Origin of the sequence: Acinetobacter sp. Brlt_5 (assembly GCF_051949055.1) — a bacterium.
Taxonomy (GTDB): Bacteria; Pseudomonadota; Gammaproteobacteria; order Pseudomonadales; family Moraxellaceae; genus Acinetobacter; species Acinetobacter indicus.
In genome coordinates this window covers 103973-121138 of sequence record NZ_JAYJLP010000010.1, presented here as the reverse complement: position 1 = coordinate 121138, position 17166 = coordinate 103973, and the positions used below count along the sequence as shown (strand labels likewise).

The 17166-nt window shown below is 45.2% G+C and carries 14 protein-coding genes; 7 read left to right on the top strand and 7 right to left on the bottom strand.

Annotated elements, in window-relative coordinates; genetic code table 11:
* Positions 1-104 precede the first annotated feature (104 nt).
* The 3 genes from VF685_RS08725 (at position 105) to VF685_RS08715 (ending at position 2964) form a co-directional block, all read left to right on the top strand.
* Complete coding sequence (locus tag VF685_RS08725; protein WP_016659939.1) at positions 105-1541, top strand: cryptochrome/photolyase family protein; 1437 nt, start codon at positions 105-107, stop codon at positions 1539-1541.
* A gap of 42 nt (positions 1542-1583) precedes the next feature.
* The gene (locus tag VF685_RS08720; protein ID WP_242911957.1) at positions 1584-2207 is read left to right on the top strand and encodes a CatB-related O-acetyltransferase; all 624 of its coding nucleotides are present in this window, start codon (positions 1584-1586) and stop codon (positions 2205-2207) included.
* A gap of 319 nt (positions 2208-2526) precedes the next feature.
* On the top strand, positions 2527-2964 hold the full coding sequence (locus VF685_RS08715) for a universal stress protein (protein WP_005176293.1): 438 nt from the start codon (positions 2527-2529) through the stop codon (positions 2962-2964).
* A gap of 52 nt (positions 2965-3016) precedes the next feature.
* On the opposite strand, the gene VF685_RS08710 is transcribed toward VF685_RS08715, so the two are convergent.
* The 3 genes from VF685_RS08710 to VF685_RS08700 form a co-directional block, all read right to left on the bottom strand.
* Positions 3017-3346 carry an MGMT family protein gene (locus VF685_RS08710; RefSeq protein WP_168390664.1) on the bottom strand — a complete coding sequence of 110 codons (330 nt, stop codon included), beginning with the start codon at positions 3344-3346 and terminating at the stop codon, positions 3017-3019.
* 135 nt (positions 3347-3481) lie between these two features.
* Entirely contained in the window at positions 3482-4387 is a 906-nt protein-coding gene (ypfJ, locus tag VF685_RS08705) for a KPN_02809 family neutral zinc metallopeptidase (RefSeq protein ID WP_242911956.1), read from the bottom strand.
* Positions 4388-4434: 47 nt separating this feature from the next.
* Positions 4435-5361: a DUF808 domain-containing protein gene (locus tag VF685_RS08700; protein WP_075174426.1), complete on the bottom strand. Its 927-nt coding sequence runs from the start codon at positions 5359-5361 to the stop codon at positions 4435-4437.
* 203 nt (positions 5362-5564) lie between these two features.
* Here VF685_RS08700 and trpS point away from each other — a divergent pair, with 203 nt between their 5' ends.
* The 3 genes from trpS to VF685_RS08685 all read left to right on the top strand — a co-directional run bounded on the left by trpS (position 5565) and on the right by VF685_RS08685 (position 9387).
* Positions 5565-6578: a tryptophan--tRNA ligase gene (gene trpS / locus VF685_RS08695; RefSeq protein ID WP_005176282.1), complete on the top strand. Its 1014-nt coding sequence runs from the start codon at positions 5565-5567 to the stop codon at positions 6576-6578.
* A gap of 405 nt (positions 6579-6983) precedes the next feature.
* Complete coding sequence (locus VF685_RS08690) at positions 6984-7631, top strand: YqiJ family protein (RefSeq protein WP_005176281.1); 648 nt, start codon at positions 6984-6986, stop codon at positions 7629-7631.
* Between the two features lie 25 nt (positions 7632-7656).
* On the top strand, positions 7657-9387 hold the full coding sequence (locus VF685_RS08685; RefSeq protein ID WP_242911955.1) for a flotillin family protein: 1731 nt from the start codon (positions 7657-7659) through the stop codon (positions 9385-9387).
* Between the two features lie 59 nt (positions 9388-9446).
* Here the strand turns inward: VF685_RS08685 and pgaD are convergent, their stop codons facing one another.
* Genes pgaD through pgaA form a run of 4 tightly spaced genes read right to left on the bottom strand, consistent with a single transcriptional unit; the run spans position 9447 to position 15505 of the window.
* Positions 9447-9935, bottom strand: coding sequence for a poly-beta-1,6-N-acetyl-D-glucosamine biosynthesis protein PgaD (gene pgaD / locus VF685_RS08680; protein WP_242911954.1), 489 nt, complete (start codon positions 9933-9935; stop codon positions 9447-9449).
* The gene (pgaC, locus tag VF685_RS08675) at positions 9928-11196 is read right to left on the bottom strand and encodes a poly-beta-1,6-N-acetyl-D-glucosamine synthase (RefSeq protein ID WP_171521968.1); all 1269 of its coding nucleotides are present in this window, start codon (positions 11194-11196) and stop codon (positions 9928-9930) included. The genes pgaD and pgaC overlap by 8 nt, the downstream gene beginning before the upstream one ends.
* Complete coding sequence (gene pgaB, locus VF685_RS08670; protein WP_242911953.1) at positions 11196-13046, bottom strand: poly-beta-1,6-N-acetyl-D-glucosamine N-deacetylase PgaB; 1851 nt, start codon at positions 13044-13046, stop codon at positions 11196-11198. Before pgaB ends, pgaC begins: the two co-directional genes overlap by 1 nt.
* Positions 13046-15505: a poly-beta-1,6 N-acetyl-D-glucosamine export porin PgaA gene (pgaA, locus tag VF685_RS08665; RefSeq protein ID WP_242911952.1), complete on the bottom strand. Its 2460-nt coding sequence runs from the start codon at positions 15503-15505 to the stop codon at positions 13046-13048. Before pgaA ends, pgaB begins: the two co-directional genes overlap by 1 nt.
* A gap of 219 nt (positions 15506-15724) precedes the next feature.
* Here pgaA and VF685_RS08660 point away from each other — a divergent pair.
* Positions 15725-17112 (top strand): IS3 family transposase gene (locus tag VF685_RS08660; protein WP_440203607.1). Its coding sequence is split into 2 segments (ribosomal slippage): positions 15725-16219 and positions 16222-17112, totalling 1386 coding nucleotides; the frame shifts between segments, so codons are not numbered across the junction.
* Positions 17113-17166: the final 54 nt, after the last annotated feature.

The window sequence follows — 17166 nt, the reverse complement described above, 5'->3', positions numbered from 1 at the left end:
CCTCGTTTGAGGGGTTTTTTTATTATCTTTCAAACAAAAGTTCACGAAAAAATTACAGCAAATGTATATGCTTTAATAGTCAATATTTTTCTATAAATTTTAAAATGCAGCTTATTTGGTTCCGTCAAGATTTAAGAATTCATGATCATGCAGCTCTTTGGCATACTCGCGAAGCTGGCCCTTGCATTGCCTTAGTCGTGCTATCGCCAAAACAATGGCAAGTGCACAATGATGCGCTAATTAAAATTGACTTCTATTTAAGACAACTGAATCATCTAAAAAATGAACTTGCCACGTTAAATATTCCACTTGTTATTTTAACTATTCCATTATGGAAAGACCTGCCAAATCAATTATTAAGCTTATGCCAAAATCATAATATTCAAGCTGTTCATGCCGATATAGAATTGGGTGTAAATGAATTAAAACGCGATGCTCAAACTCAACAGCTATTAGAAAAGAATAATATTCGTTTTGAGTTGTATCATGACCGAACTATTTTCCCTGTTGGAAGCATTCGTAATAAAACTGGTCATCCATATCAAGTATTTGGTGCATTTAAAAAGCAATGCTATGAGAAACTCAGCATAAGCTTGCCACAATGCTACCCAACTATTGAGGTTCAAAAACCAATTCCACAGCACAATGACTTTACAAGAGAAGTTCCACAATTAAGTGATATTTACTCAGATTCAGAAGAAAAAGTAATCAGCGAAAACCTACAGAATCTTTGGCAAATTGGTGAGCATCATGCTTGGGAACTTTTAGATGAGTTTATTGAAAATCAAGTTGAGTATTATCATATTGAACGTGATTTCCCGAATTTGAATAGCACGAGTAAACTTGCAGCTTATTTAAATATTGGCATTCTTTCTATTCGCCAATGTTTACAAGCTTTGTTTCGCCACAGTCACGGCTGTATGGAATTTGAAAACAATGGGCAACAAATTTGGTTAAATGAACTCCTTTGGCGTGAGTTTTATCAGCATATTTTATTCGACTACCCTCGCGTATCGAAAAACTTACCATTTAAATTAGACACTCAACGCATTGTATGGCGCAATGCTCCTGAAGATTTACAGGCTTGGCAGCATGGGCAAACAGGTATCCCAATTGTAGATGCTGGCATGCGACAGTTACTTGCAACGGGTTGGATGCATAACCGTGTTCGTATGATTTGCGCGATGTTTTTAAGCAAAAATTTACTGATAGATTGGCGTTTAGGCGAATCATGGTTTATGCAGCATTTAATTGATAGTGATTTGGCTGCCAATAACGGTGGATGGCAGTGGTGTGCATCTACAGGAACAGATGCTGCACCGTATTTCCGTATTTTCAACCCTGTAAGTCAGTCGCAAAAGTTTGATGCAAATGGCGATTATATTCGTCAATGGGTACCTGAAATTTCACATTTAAATGCGAAACAAATTCACGAACCTTATGCGAAAAATCCACAACTAAAATTGGATTATCCAAAGCCGATTGTAGATTTAAAAAGCAGTCGTGTTCGTGCAATTGAGGCCTTTAAGCATTTGAGTTAACTTCGGCTATAATGGCGTTACGCTTGTTCTTTGATTGCTCTTATGGCTGAACCCTTAATTAATTCCCCTGTTAAGCATTGGTGTGAATTCGAATTTATTTCTAAAACTATGAAAAACCCTAATATTCACATTAAGGGAAACTATTCTTATTATTCTGCTTATTGGGATCAGGGTTTTGAGCGTTGTGTTGTGCGTTATTTGCATGACAAGCCTTCTACGCCTGAGAAGCCAATTGATCAGCTTTATATTGGCAATTTCGTGTGTTTTGGGGCGGAATGCGTGATTATGATGGGCGGTAATCAGTTACACCGAACTGACTGGATTTCTGCCTTTCCGTTTGATACGCGCAGTTTTGTACCTGCTGGCGATACTATTATTGGTGATGGTTGCTGGATTGGCTCACGTGCCATGATTATGCAAGGCGTGACGCTGGGTGAAGGTGCAATTGTGGCAACTGGTGCGGTCGTAACAAAAGACGTTCCACCTTATGCCGTGGTGGGAGGAGTTCCTGCCAAAATTATTAAATATCGCTTTCCACAAGAAGATATAGAAAAACTGCTTTCCCTTAAAATTTACGAGATGGATGAAAAGCAGTTTTTAAAGATGCGGGAACAGTTGCAGACAGAGGATGTTGCTGCTTTGGTTGATTATTTCAAAGACTGCTGATTATTCCCTTGGACTTTTGCTTAGGCCAAGCATCAGGTCAAAACTTTCATCTAATCGATATTAAAACTCAAAAAACCTGAGCTAAACACATTCTAAAGCCAGACTTAATGAAATAAGCCTTCAACTTTAGTGTAAACTGCTGATTAATTACTCAAAAACATGTTAAATTAGAAAGGCTTAAACTTCCTTAAAAAAATAATTATCCCTATGAAATTACTGGGTTTTATTATTTAAAAATAAGCGCTAAGATAAGATTAAGGCAATAGAAAGTGTTCCCTCAATTTTTTATTGTTGAATGACACAATAAGGAGAAATAACGATGGCATTTCAACACATTTTAGTTCCAGTGGACGGTTCTGAAACTTCTTACGCAGCAGTTGCCAAAGCAGTCGAGCTTGCCAAAGCTTTCGGCAGTAAAGTAACCGTTGCACAGGTGTTAACACTCGATCCATATATTGCATCAGAATACATTTCAGCAGGCCAGACCAATGACCTGATTGAACGTGCGCGTGTGTCTATTCTCAAAACACTGGATGAAGCCAAAGCAAAATTCCAGGAACAAGGTGTAGCAGTTGAGTCTCGTCTGCTTGAAGGTCAAGTGATTCATCGTGAAATTGCACGTGCTGCAACTGAAATGAATGCAGACCTGATTGTGATGGGTTCTCATGGCCGTACCGGTTTGAAAAAGTTATTCCTCGGTAGCGTCGCGCAAAGCGTACTGGGCGAAGGTAATGTTCCTGTACTCATCGTACGTTAATCTTTCCTCCAGAAAATTCCCTGTACCTGCGGGTATGGGGAATTTTTTATTTTTAGGGCTGCCATTGATACTGCTTTAAGCTCACCTTGTTATTCAGGACCACTACACCCTCCTGTATCAGTTTTAACGCCTGTATATTTTCACCCTGCGCATTGATTTTGCTTAGGCTAATTTTCCCTTGCGCATTTAGCACCCGATGCCATGGTAACACATGCCCCGGTGCCAGATGTTTCAGTACATAACCCACCAGACGCGCATGTTTCGGCAAACCGGCCAGTTTTGCAATCTGACCATAGGTGGCAACTTTACCAGGTGGAATCTGGGCAATCACCGCGGTGATATAAGCGGCCAACTCCTGACTGGGACGTGCTGGAATAGACATAAAAAGAATCTTAGAGTGTTGAAATCTATTGGAATGAAAAACTGCGCTGGTTAGAAAAGCTAGGCTTAAAAAACTGGAGGATATGCAGTTGCACATCCTCCTGTATTCACCTTAAGTTAAAAAGCGGATGCAACACTAGAGGGCTTGTCCAAAGGTATCGCAATCATTCATATTGCCCGACTTCAGACCAGTATTAAACCATTGCACTCGCTGGGCACTGGTACCATGGGTAAAGCTATCCGGCACTACTTGTCCACTCGAACGTTTCTGCAAATAGTCATCACCAATTTTATGTGCGGCATCCATCGCTTCCTGTACATCGCCCTGTTCCAGGAATTGAGTACGCTGATGGTTATGATGCGCCCAGACACCGGCCAGACAATCGGCCTGAAGTTCCTGACGAACCGATAACTGGTTGCCTTCGACCTGACTGGCACGCTGACGCATCTGCTGTACCTGTCCGGAAATCCCCAGAATGGTCTGAATATGATGGCCGACTTCATGTGCAATCACATAAGCCTGGGCAAAATCTCCAGCCTGATCCTGACGCGATAATTCGGTCTGGTTCTGCTCGCCGGAAATTCCCATCTGGGTGCGCATATCTTTAAAGAAACCAGTATCTAAATAGACTTTCTGATCGGCCGGGCAATAAAACGGCCCCATGGCAGCGCTGGCATTGCCACAGGCGGAACTGACCGCACCATTAAACATCACCAGTTTGGGTGGCACATATTGCTGGTTCAGCTGCTGGGCAAACACCTGCGTCCAGGTATCTTCGGTATCGGCCAGAATGGTACCAATAAACTCCATCGATTCCTGCTGCTCCGGCGTCGGATTTTCCAGACCACGCGTTTCCGCGCTCTGCCCCTGATTGGTCACCTGTTTGGTGGCCTGATAGGCTGTTTGCGGATCGACCCCAAAAAACTTCCAGGCCACAAAAGCCACCACCAGACCCAGAATACTGATCCCGCCGGCTTTGGCACCGCCACCACCGCGACGATCTTCTACATTGCTACTGACGCGACGACCTTTCCAACGCATAGCAATCTCCTTATTATCTTTATCTCTTGGCTAGAATTTTACATAGTTTAAGAGGCTTTGGAACGTGGCCAGACCTTTTTCACCAGACCAATTAGCGCCACCACAATCAAACCGGCAATAAAGCCCACAGCAAAATTGATCAAGGTTGGAGTAAGCGCACCAAAAATACTGCCGATATTGGGAATTTCCTGCACGTATTCCACACTGTCTTCGGTAAAGTGATGTACCAATGGAATAGCGTGGTTGATAATCCCGCCGCCCACCAGGAACATGGCCAGAGTCCCGACAATCGACAGGATTTTCATCAAGATTGGCGCAAAGGCCAACAAGCCGCGCCCGACCGACTGTTTAAAATTAGAAGCCTGTTCCGAGAGATGCAGCCCAATATCATCAATCTTGACAATAAATGCCACTAACCCATAGACCCCAATGGTCATAGCGATGGCAATAATACTCAGCACTGTGACTTTTACACCAAAGGCCGCGGTAGCTACAGTACCCAAGGAAATGACAATAATCTCTGCCGAGAGAATAAAGTCGGTCCGGACTGCCCCTTTGATTTTTTCATTTTCAAACGTGGCCAGATCGGTTTCGGTTTTAATTAATTCCTGCTGCGCTTCTTCGGCAGTTTTGGCTTTTTTCTTGTGCAAGGAATGCAGGACTTTTTCAACCCCTTCATAACATAAGAATAAACCGCCCACGACCAGTAACGGGTTAATCAGCCACGGCGCCACCACGCTAATCAGTAGAGCTAAAGGCACCAGAATCAGTTTATTGACAAAAGAACCTTTGGCCACGCGCCAGACCACCGGCAGTTCCCGCTCCGAACGTACACCGCTGACCTGCTGGGCATTCAGGGCCAGATCATCACCGAGTACACCGGCCGTTTTCTTTGCGGCCATTTTACTCATGACCGCCACATCATCTAAAACAGTGGCAATATCATCTAATAATAGTAATAAGCTACTCGCCATAATTTTTATCCTTATCGTGTTCTAGGCTTATTCTAAGGAGAAATCTTCCAAAACTCTGTATTTACTTCATTAATAAATCTTTAAAATTTCCAGACAATTGTTGATTCTGTTCGGCTTATCCCGTGACATTCAAAAATATTATGCCGTACAATGTAGCCCAATCATCGGTATAGAAATGTCGTAACAACGACTTGGAAGAGATAATGAGTAATCAAGATAATCGTCCTGTTATTTTGACTGGCGACCGTCCAACCGGACAACTTCACCTCGGTCATTTTGTAGGTTCTTTACGTTCACGTGTAGGTTTACAGGATTCTCACCATCAACATCTTTTACTTGCCGATGCTCAAGCCCTGACTGATAACGCCGACAACTTTGAAAAAGTACGTCGTAATATTATTGAAGTGGCGACCGATTATCTGGCCGTGGGCATTGACCCGACCAAAACCACCATTTGTGTTCAGTCTTGCCTGCCGGCCTTGAATGAACTGACTATGCTGTATTTAAACTTTGTCACTGTGGCACGTTTAGAGCGCAACCCGACCATTAAATCTGAAATTCAGATGCGTGGTTTTGAACGTGATATTCCAGCTGGTTTCCTGTGCTATCCAGTTGCCCAAGCGGCCGATATTACCGCGTTTAAAGCGACTGTAGTGCCCGTGGGTGAAGATCAGATTCCTATGATCGAACAGACCAACGAAATTGTACGCCGCATTAACCGTCAGGTAGGTCAGGACCTGCTGCCTGAATGTAAAGCACTGCTGTCGAATGTGGGCCGTTTACCTGGTTTTGATGGTAAAGCCAAAATGTCAAAATCATTGGGCAACACCATTGTGCTCGATGCTACTGACAAAGACATTAAAAAAGCAGTAAATGCCATGTACACCGACCCGAACCACCTCCGCATTGAAGATCCGGGCCAGGTTGAAGGCAACGTGGTATTTACCTACCTAGATGCTTTCGATCCGAACAAAGAAGAACTGGAAGAATTAAAAGCCCATTATCGCCGTGGTGGTCTGGGTGATGGTACCGTGAAAAAACGTCTGGAAGGTATTTTAAAAGAGCTGATTGGTCCAATCCGTGAACGCCGTTTAGAACTGGCCAAAGATCCAGATTACATCATGGATATCTTAAAGACCGGTACCGATAAGTGCCGTGACATTACTCAAGCCACTTTAGATGAAGTTAAAGCCGGTTTAGGGGTGTTCCGCTTCTAAGCCCCACGCTGATCTTGAAAAGCCTTTCCTCGCGAAAGGCTTTTTTATGCCACGTTTACAATGATGGAGGAAATATGGAGAGAAATGTCACACAATTTTTATAGAAGCAACAATCTTTAACATGAATTTACCTGAACGCTGCTGAACCCAGCCCAACGCCGGCGTATTATAGTCACATGTTCTAGGAGCAATCCTAATTCATAACATTTCTCCTTTACCGAAACTGTGCAAGCAGATTCGTTGTTCTACGCAATGATCACCCCAATCATTGCGTATTTTTTTGCCTAAAATATGCAGGTTTTTTAGACAAAAACGCGACCTAATGCTATGCTAGGCGCATTCAATAATAATATATATTTTGAATATCAATAATTTAAACACAACAGAACAATAGAGTATTCAGTTATGTGGGATTTGCTCACTCACCCTTCCAATCTGATTTTTAGTGTCTGTATCTGCCTGCTGTTTTTCTTTGCCCTGCTGGAAGTGTTTCTGTTACTGGCCGGTGGCGGCAGTCAGGGCATTCTGGACCAGTTTCTGCCAGATGACTTAATTCCGCATAAAGATGTAGAAGTGAATATTGATGGTTCTAGTGGCCTGTTGGTCCAGTTTCTGGACTGGCTGTACATTGGCCGGGTACCGCTGCTGATCTGGCTGATTATTTTCCTGACCTTATATGGTTTGTCTGGCCTGATTTTACAATCAGTGCTGTTTCAATGGATCGGTCAATATATTACCGCCTGGATAATGGCACCGGCCTGTCTGTTTCTGAGCATGCCCCTGGTGCGTTATAGCGCCATGCTGATTGCCCGCATTTTACCGCAAGATGAAACCACCGCCATTTATAGTGACGAGCTGATTGGCCGCACAGCCACCATTATTTTAGGTGTGGCTACTCCCAATTCTCCGGCAGAAGCCAAAGTGCAGGATCAGCATGGTCTGACCCACTATATTCTGGTAGAACCGGAACAGGACGAAAGTTTTCAACAGGGTCAATCCGTAATTTTAACGGGGAGAACCAAAATTGGCTTTTATGCCATGCATTTAAATTAACAACTGAAAAACACAAGAGATAACAATGTTAAGTTCAAATATGTATAACGTCTTGATTATTGCCGGAATTATTTTTCTGGCCTTATTTGTGATTGGTTTAATCCTGGCCCGCCTGTATCGCCGCTCTAGCAAGGAAATTTCCTTTGTGCGTACCGGTTTTGGCGGTGAGCATGTCATTCTCGGCGGGGGGGCGATTGTGTTACCGGTGCTGCATGAAATTATTCCGGTCAATATGAATACCCTGCGTCTGGAAGTGCGCCGTGCTGAAGATCAGGCCCTGATTACCCGCGACCGTATGCGTGTCGATGTCATGGCCGAATTTTATGTGCGGGTTAAACCGACCGCTGAATCTATTGCCACCGCAGCACAAACGCTGGGGCAAAAAACCATGTCCCCGAATGAATTAAAAAATCTGGTCGAAGGCAAATTTGTCGATTCTTTACGTGCCGTAGCCGCAGAAATGGCGATGGAAGAACTGCATGAAAAACGCGTCGACTTCGTACAGAAAGTACAGCAGGTGGTGTCGGAAGATCTGTTTAAAAACGGTCTGGAACTGGAAACTGTATCTTTAACCGGACTGGATCAGACCAGTTTCCGCTACTTTAACCCGCAAAATGCTTTCGATGCCGAAGGTCTGACCAAATTAACCGAAACCATTGAAGACCGTCGTCGTAAACGTAACGACATTGAACAGGATGCCGACTTAGCCATTAAAGCCAAAAACCTGGAAGCCGAACAGGCGCGCCTGCAGATTCTTCGTGAAGAAGAATATGCCAAGTTACAGCAAGAACGTGAAATTTCGGTACGCCGTGCTGAACAGCTGGCGGAAATTGCAGCCCAGGAAGCAGCCAAAAAACGTGAAGCGGAAGAAGCCCGCATTGCTGCTGAACGTGAAATTGAACTGAAACGGATTGGCTCAGCACGTGATGTCGCCAATGAAAATATTTTAAAAGAACAGCTAGTCCAAAAAGCCCAAGTGGAACAGAAGAAAACCATTGAGCTGGCCGAACAGGACCGCGCCATTGCCATTGCGGAAAAATCCCGTGCCGAATCTGAAGCCAAAGCGCAGGCCGATTTAGCCCGTGCTCAAGCGGTAAAAGCAGAAGAAGAAGTGATTACCGTACGTGAAACCCAGCGCGCAGAACGTGCCAAGGCAGTCGAGCTGGTGGCTGCCAAGCAGGCCGCTGAGAAAGATGCGATTGCCATTACTGTTGCTGCTGAAGCGGGCAAACAGGCGGCGGTCGATGAAGCGGAAGCGGTGCGGATTACCGCAGAAGCCAATGCAGAACAGCTGCGTTTAAAAGCGCGTGGTGAAGCCGATGCCAAAGTCCTGCTGGCACAAGCGATGGAAAAACAGTATCAGGTTGATGCTGAAGGTACCCGTGCAGTCAACGAAGCCAATAACATCCTGTCGACGGAACAGGTCGAAATGCAGGTACGTCTGGCCATGCTGAAATACCTGCCAGAAATTATCCGTGAAAGCGTCAAGCCAATGGAAAATATTGATGACATCAAGATTCTGCACATCAATGGTTTAAATGGGATGGGCAGCGCACATGTCGATGGCAGCGAATACGGTCATGGTCAAGTGGCCCTGTCTGATCAGGTGGTGAACAGTGCCCTGCGCTATCGTTCGCAAGCGCCGTTAATTGACAGCCTGATGAGTGAACTGGGTATTCATGGCGGTGATATTAACGGTCTGACCCAAAGCCTGAAATCTCAGCCGAAAATCAATCAGGAAACTTCATCAACTTAAATGAGGTGAATAAAAAAACGCAGCTAAGGCTGCGTTTTTTATGGCTGTTTTTCAATGTTCTATGATGAAGACAGTGTCTGATGAACTTCAAATTTTTCCAGCTGTCCATCTTGATCATAATGTAAGGTCAGATTTTTGGCCTGCTGCAAATACGCCATTTCAGTTGTGTCGACCTGAAAACTTTCCGCCAGCTGCTCAGTCTGAATATGCTCCGGAAAAGCCCGGCGCTCATTATCACGAAAACGCAGCCAGTTATACACAGCCCAGATCAGCAGAATCAGAATAAACACCATAATCGCCAGCCCCAGATAAAACAGGCTGAACGAGCTTTGCGGCGCCGACATCACAAACAGCTGCTCATATACAGTATAGCCCTGAAACAGCCACAGCAACATAGTGATCAGAGGCAGGAATAACCAGATCCAGGCCAACCAGCCCAGAAAGAATAGTCCATAGCCTGCGGCCTTGTTACGTACATAGCGCGGCTCATCAATATATTCTGGTAGCTCCAGCTGAGCTTCATCCTCAATCATTTTAAATTTAGCCATGCTCGTGCTCCTTGGTAAAACCACGGTCCGGGCTGACCCAGCGTGCACGTTTCTGCTTTTTCAGCAAAATTTTTGGCACAGACACCACCGTGGTCAGCGCGGTAATCAGCCAGAAAAATAGCGGATACCAGATTACCCAGAAATAGGTTCTCAAGGTACGGTTTTTATCATATTGATGATCGATCATTAAGCTGACCAGAAACTGCAGCAAACAGGTCAGGCCCAAAATCACCCCGTACCACTGCGGCAGAATCGATTGAATTGCCCACTCGCCCGGCAAGGGGAAAAACAGCCCATAAAAATACAGCACAAAGATGCCCATAATCACATAGGCCCATAGCACGCTGATGATCGATTCAATCACAATCGGCCACATCCGTCTAAGGCGCCATTTAAACAGTTTTGGCACATAGGCAATCAGCACTTCAATCCCGCCTTGTGCCCAGCGTAAGCGCTGTTTCCATAACCCTTTGAAGGTTTCCGGCATATAGATATAACACAGGGCTTTGGGCACATACTGCAAATCCCAGTGGTCGAACTGCAAACGCCACGAAACATCAATATCTTCAGTAATCATGTCATCACGCCAGTAGCCAATCCGGTCCAGCGCGGTTTTACGAAAACCGGCAATCGCACCTGATACGGTAAAAATCCGGCCATAGGTACGCTGCGCGCGTTTAATCAATCCAATAATTGAAGAGAATTCACCGACCTGAATTTTACCGAGCACGCTGGAACGGTTAATAATCCGTGGATTACCGGTAACCGCCCCGACACGCGGAAAGCTGGTCAGCTGATGCATCATCCAGAATACTGCGTGTGGATGCAGCAGCGCATCACCATCAATACAGACCAGAAATTCATAGCGACTAACCATTGCCCCGGCTCTTAAGGCATAGGCTTTGCCCTGGTTTTCGGCCAGATGGACCACCCGTAGCTTTGGATATTGCGTGGCCAGCTCATCCAGAATTGCTGCAGTCCGGTCCTGACTACCATCATTGACTGCAATCACTTCAAATTCCGGATACTGGCTTTGCATGGCAAACTTGATGGTACGTCTGACCTGCTCTTCTTCATTGAAGCAAGGAATGACGATACTGCAGCCTTCATCGCTCGGTTCAGGGAAATGATCCTGACGATGTTCCCGTTTAAAATAAAACCAGATCCCGCCCGCAATCCACAGCCAGGCCATCAACAAGGGATATAAAAATGCAAAACCAAAATAAAAATCGTTAAAACTCAATTTCGAGAACACTTCCATCATTGCGGCTCTCCCTGTTCCAGGACATAGGGATCACGATAACTCAGCGGACTTGTATTCAGGCTCAACGCCCGGTACAGGTGCTGATGCACGGCCTGCCCATGGGTCGGCTGATAATTATCAATACCAATTTTTTGAATGCCCTGACGTCTCAGCTGCTGATATATCTGCTGATAATGTCGCCAGTCTGCTGCAGTGCTGTCCGGATTAATCTGCAAGTTAATCATCAAATGCTGCTTTTCACGATCATTTAACTGGTTTAAAGCCTGATGCAGATGTTTGATGGCTTGGGGTGATGCCAACGGATCGACAGCCAGATACAGGAAATCGGCATGATCCGGCAGTTGCTGCAGCAGTTTTTTCAGTCCGTCAAGTGGCTGATTCTGAATCTCCAGCTTTAATGCAGTCTGATAGTTGTTACTGATATTGGCATAGTATTTACCCTGGCTTTTGGTCCGGTTCTTGATGCTCAATACCTGTTGCAGCTGTGCCTGACAGCTTGCATTCCATTCGGCCTGAAATACGGCGCAATGTAACGCATCGCCGGTTTCAATCATCAGTCCTTCAATCGAGCTGTTGTTTTTCACCAGATCTGCGGTCAATTCTGCCAGATCATAACCTTGCCGGGTTTCCAGACTCAGCGGCATTTCTGCATATACCCGATTAGCAATCCGGGTCCGGGCCTGCCATACCACCCGGTTCAGCAAATCCTGAGCCACCGGCAAGGTCCGATTCGGAAAATAAGCCACATCAATTTTACCATCGGCATTCTGATCGGCCACCGCATTTAGGACCAGCGTATTGGATTGAAAGGCATTGACCTGATTGAGCAGCTGGCTCAAATGTGCTTCTGATGCGGTGATATTGCTCCCTGCCAGATCTGCCAGGTTGATGCGTAATAAACTTTTACGCTGCTTATGCGGCGCCCGGCTATTCATCAAGAAGTCTTTAATTTCACCAAACACTTCTTCTGGCGATGGGTTTTCCGTAATCAGGGCACGCTGATAGGTGGTATCGGCATCGCCCAATGTCAGTACGCTGCCCAGACTAAACGACATTGGTAGACCGGCTTCACGGGCCAGCGCTTCAGTTTCCTTGGTCACCGCACCATACGGCCAGAAAATAGCACGGGTATTAATTCCTAATTCACGATCTAGAATCTGCTTCGATTGACGCAAGTCTTTTACCACTCGCGTCGCATAGGCGCGATCAGATTCATAACGCTGCTGGGCCGGGAAATATTCACGGGTAATCGCGGCTGGCTGCTGGTTTAGCTGCGGATTGGCAATAATCCCGTGATGCAAGTCATCACTGTGTGAGGCAAACTCGACCAGACCGGATTGCTGCATTTCACGCATCTGCGGCCAGTTCATCAGGTTGCCCTCCCCGTAGGCTTCATAGGCATCTTTGGTATTGCCATTAATCCAGCTGGTCGGAATAGCAAAAACAGCCGGAACCTGATGCAGTTTTAATAAGGGGAAAATATGGCTATAGCTGCTGAGCGCGCCATCATCAATAGTTATTAATACTGCTTTTTCCGGTAAGGCTGTCTTATGCTGACGGGCCTGCCAGACATCTTCTAACCGAATAGGCTGCCAGCCATGTTCCCTGATCCATTGCAGGAACTGGGCAAAGTTATGGGTGCTGATGGCGTATAGATCACGGTCACCCTGTTTGGCAACGTCATCACGCACATCATGAAAAGTTAAGGTAACAAATTCATAGGCCTGCGCATCAAGCGGCGCTGTAGTTGCTGCTGGCGCTGTGCTGGTCTCGGCCTGCACGGTCAAAGGAGAATAAACACATGCAGCGATACAGGCACTCAGGAGTAAAGCGGGTTTCATTTGCATTAGAATCGTCCTTCAAAGCCGAATACTGCATAGGTTTTTTCTTCTGTTTTGCCATCGTATGGATGGCTGCCCCAACCAATGCCATAGTGCAGTTTCCAGGTTCGTGACACATGCCAGTCATGGCGATACAACAGGTTATATATCGGCTCATTGGAATAGTCTTTCTGTCCAAATGTGCCCAGCGTCAGTTCAAAATGCTGATTAAAATGTTGCTCATAACGACGCCAGGTCATCCAATCATGTTCCAGTTTCAGCTCTAAACTATGGCTGGATTCAGGATTAAAATAATCCACGGCGACGGGCTTATTTTTTCCATAATAGCCGCTGAGCGTGGCACGACTCAGATGATGCGGGGCCTGATAAAACTGCTGGCTAAAATAGGCCTGATATTCCTGACGGGTGTTGCCATCATCAATATCGGTCAATTGAAATTGTGCACCGGCTTTACGCGACTCGTTGGCCTGCCAGTTAAAAGCCGCCCGATACGACTGTCCTTCATGTGCTTTGGCCATTGCCTGCAACGGAATATCGGCCTGGGTATTCACCGCCAGATGATATTGCCAATGATCATTTAACCAGTGTGACCAGTCCAGTGCAGCGCCCACACGGTCTTCATCTAAAGATTGAGACAGCAACAGGCTGGCATACTTGCGATCTTTGGACCAGGCCACACCCAGACCTAAACGCGGATCATCCAGGGTGCCATCTTCATAACGCCCCTGCCGATGCTGATGGTCAATAAAAACCTGATAATGTTTATTCATCCATGGACTGTTAAGACGGGTCCAATGGGTACGCTCTTCTGAACCTTTTAAACGGTTCAGTAACTGTTCCTGATCGGAACGACTTTCAGAAAAATAACTTTCATGCTGAATGCTGAAATGATCGCGATCCTTTAATTCTTTGCGGCTTAATTGCACACCGGTATCATCTGCAGCCGTCTGTAACAAGGCCTGATTCAGCTGACGCCAGCCCCTAATATCATTCAGGGCTTGGGCATTTTGCATCTGGTTAATCTGGGTGATTTGACTGACCTGATCCAGACCATTCCACTGCTCCAGCGTTTGTTGGGAAGTCAGTGGTTTTTCACGCCAGCGCTGAATTTGTGCCAGATTGTTCTGATAGGCCAGATTATTCGGTGCAATTGAAACCAGGGTTTCAAAATACTGCTCGGCTTTGGCATGTTCGTTGCGGTAGGCATAGTTCAGCCCTTTTAAAGCCAGATACTGCTCCCGGTCTTCATGGGTACTGCGGTCCACGCCTTTGGCCTCGCTATAACGATAACGCGGTAACTGACGGTCCATGTCCTGAATCAGCTGATCAGCCTGCTTGAATTTTTCCTGTTCGATATAGGCATAATACAAACCGGCATACACCGTATAGTCTGCATAGTTCTTTTCCTGAAACAGGCTTAAATACACCGGTTCAGCCAGTTCCGGTTGTCGGGTGGCCAGATAGGCATCGGCAATGGCATGGCGTACATAAGCCGGCCAGTTTGCAATTGGCTGATGCTGCTGTTGCACAATTTTCAAGACCTGCTGATGACGCTTACGCTGTCCCAAGGCATACAGATAATCGGCATAGAATGCGCGCTGCAGTTCGGCGTCAGCTGCCACCTGTGGTTCATGTGCAGCCATATCGGCCAGTACCGCATCCAGCTCGGTATAGGCTGTTGCATATTCACTGCGCAGTTGTGCCGTTTTATAGGCCTGTACTGCAGTCTGAATCCGGGTAGAAAACTGGTGCTGTTTGACTTGCAATAATAAACGAGGATGGCTCTGTGCTAACTGTTGTTGCAGCAGATAGTTCTCTGCTGCATAATGCTTGCCATTAAGCATCAGCGACAGTACATATTGTTCATGGCCTGCAATGCTGCTTTGCTTTTTTAATCCGGCTTCGGCTGCCTGCAAGGCTTGTACCGGCATATTCAGGATACGATAGGTATAAGACAATAAACTCAGGTCATCGGCACTAAGCTGTTGCCATTGCAGGTTTTTCAGCAACGTTTTAGCGGCTGCTGCCTGACCCGACTCGGCTTCCAGTACCGCGTGCCAGACTTTGCCGCTGGCCTGGGTATTTAAAGGCTGAAACCGGGCCAGATACGCTTTGGCCTGAGCGTACTGCTTGGCATCACGGAGCACCTTGATAGCGCTGACCTGGGCATAGGCAGGAAAGGTTTTAGGTTGAATCTGCTGCGTTAGGCGGTATAAATCCTGTGGATGTACCACAGGCTGACCATAGGCCAAAACTAGATAATCCGCAATTAACTTTTGATCTGTGGGAAATTGAGCTAATAACGCCTGCAAGCGATTGAGTCCAGAGACCACCTGCCCGGACCGAACCATCTCCACCGCGTGCTCACGTTGCTGATCAAGCGTATTGGCATGAGCAGAAGAAAAAAATAAAAAAGAGCAAAGCGACAGACACTGAATCGGCATGATCGTTGTTATTTTGATCATATAAATTCTCAAGTTTCTGATAATTATTGTTCGATATTCTATTAAAGTGTGATGTAAATCACAATTACTAAAACAATCATTTTATTTGTTTTGTATGCTTTACTTTTTCCTCAATAGAAGCGTCATCATTATCTATGTTCTTTGCCATAAAAAACCCGCTCTAATGATCTGCACCCCGAAAGTTGGACACTCTTAGTCCAATTTGAAGGGTGCTTTTCTATGGCTAAATATTCTCAACAGTTTAAACTTGAAGTTGTTCAAAATTATTTATCAAATAAAAATGATGATGGGTTTAGAAAAACAGCTAATAAATATAAATTAGACAGAGCTACTATTCGACAATGGGTTGCTATATACCAGACTCTTGGCGAAGACGGCTTGAAACCTCAATCTCATCGCATAACCTACTCTACAGAGTTCAAACTTAAAGTTGTTCTTAAAATATTGAATGATGGCTTGTCACTTATCGATGCTTTAAGATTTTTTAAATTAAAAGAAGTTGGAACTCTTTCTACATGGTTGCCCAAATATCAGGCACACGGTATAGATGGCTTAAAATCTAAGCCCAAAGGACGCCCCAAACAGATGCCAAAGCCACAGCGACCTAGAATTAAAACCTCACAAGAAGATCGAAATAAAACTCAAGAACAGCTACTTGAGGAATTAGCGTATCTACGGGCAGAGGTCGCTTATCTAAAAAAGCGGAGAGCCTTGATTCAGAAGCGCAAAGAACAGGAAAAAGCCGAACAGCAACGGCTGCAAGATTCATATCTGAATTAAGGCAAAGCTATCAATTAAGGCACTTGTTACGTACATCAGAAATGGCTCGAAGCACTTACTTTTATCATGAGCAGCAATCAAAGCGTGAAGATAAATATAGTGACCTTAAACAGCAAATTAAGGCGATATATCATAAACATAAGGGACGATACGGGTATCGCAGGATTACACTTGCCTTGAAGAATTTGGGGTTTACCATTAACCATAAGTGTGTTCAACGCTTGATGCAGCCCATGCAGCTCAGATCATGTATTAGAGCTGTAAAGTATCGCTCTTATAAGGGGCAAATTGGTAAAATTGCCAATAATGTGTTGCAGCGTCAATTCAAGGCAGACAAGCCCAATCAGAAGTGGGTAACAGATGTAACTGAATTTAATGTACGCGGTGAAAAACTTTATCTGTCACCCATCATGGATTTGTTTAATGGTGAAATCATTGCGTTTCAGCTCCAACGTAGACCACTGTTTGGTTTAGTTAAAGATATGTTGAAAGATGCTATCGCCAAGCTCAGCCCGAATGATAAGCCAATTATTCATTCAGATCAGGGCTGGCAATATCAAATGAGATTTTATCAGCAACAGCTTCAACAGCACGGGCTTATTCAAAGTATGTCGCGTAAAGGTAACTGTCTGGACAACGCTTCAATGGAAAGCTTCTTTGGAATACTTAAATCAGAATGTTTCTATGGTGAGGAATTTAATTCAGTTGAAGAGTTGGAACAGACCGTGAAAGAATATATTCATTATTACAACCATGAACGAATCAAGGTTAAATTAAAAGGACTGAGTCCTGTAGAATACAGAACTCAGTCCTTAAAAGCTGCTTAATCAAACCGTCCAACTTATTGGGGTCAGATCAGAACTGGGGTTTTTTAGTCAGGT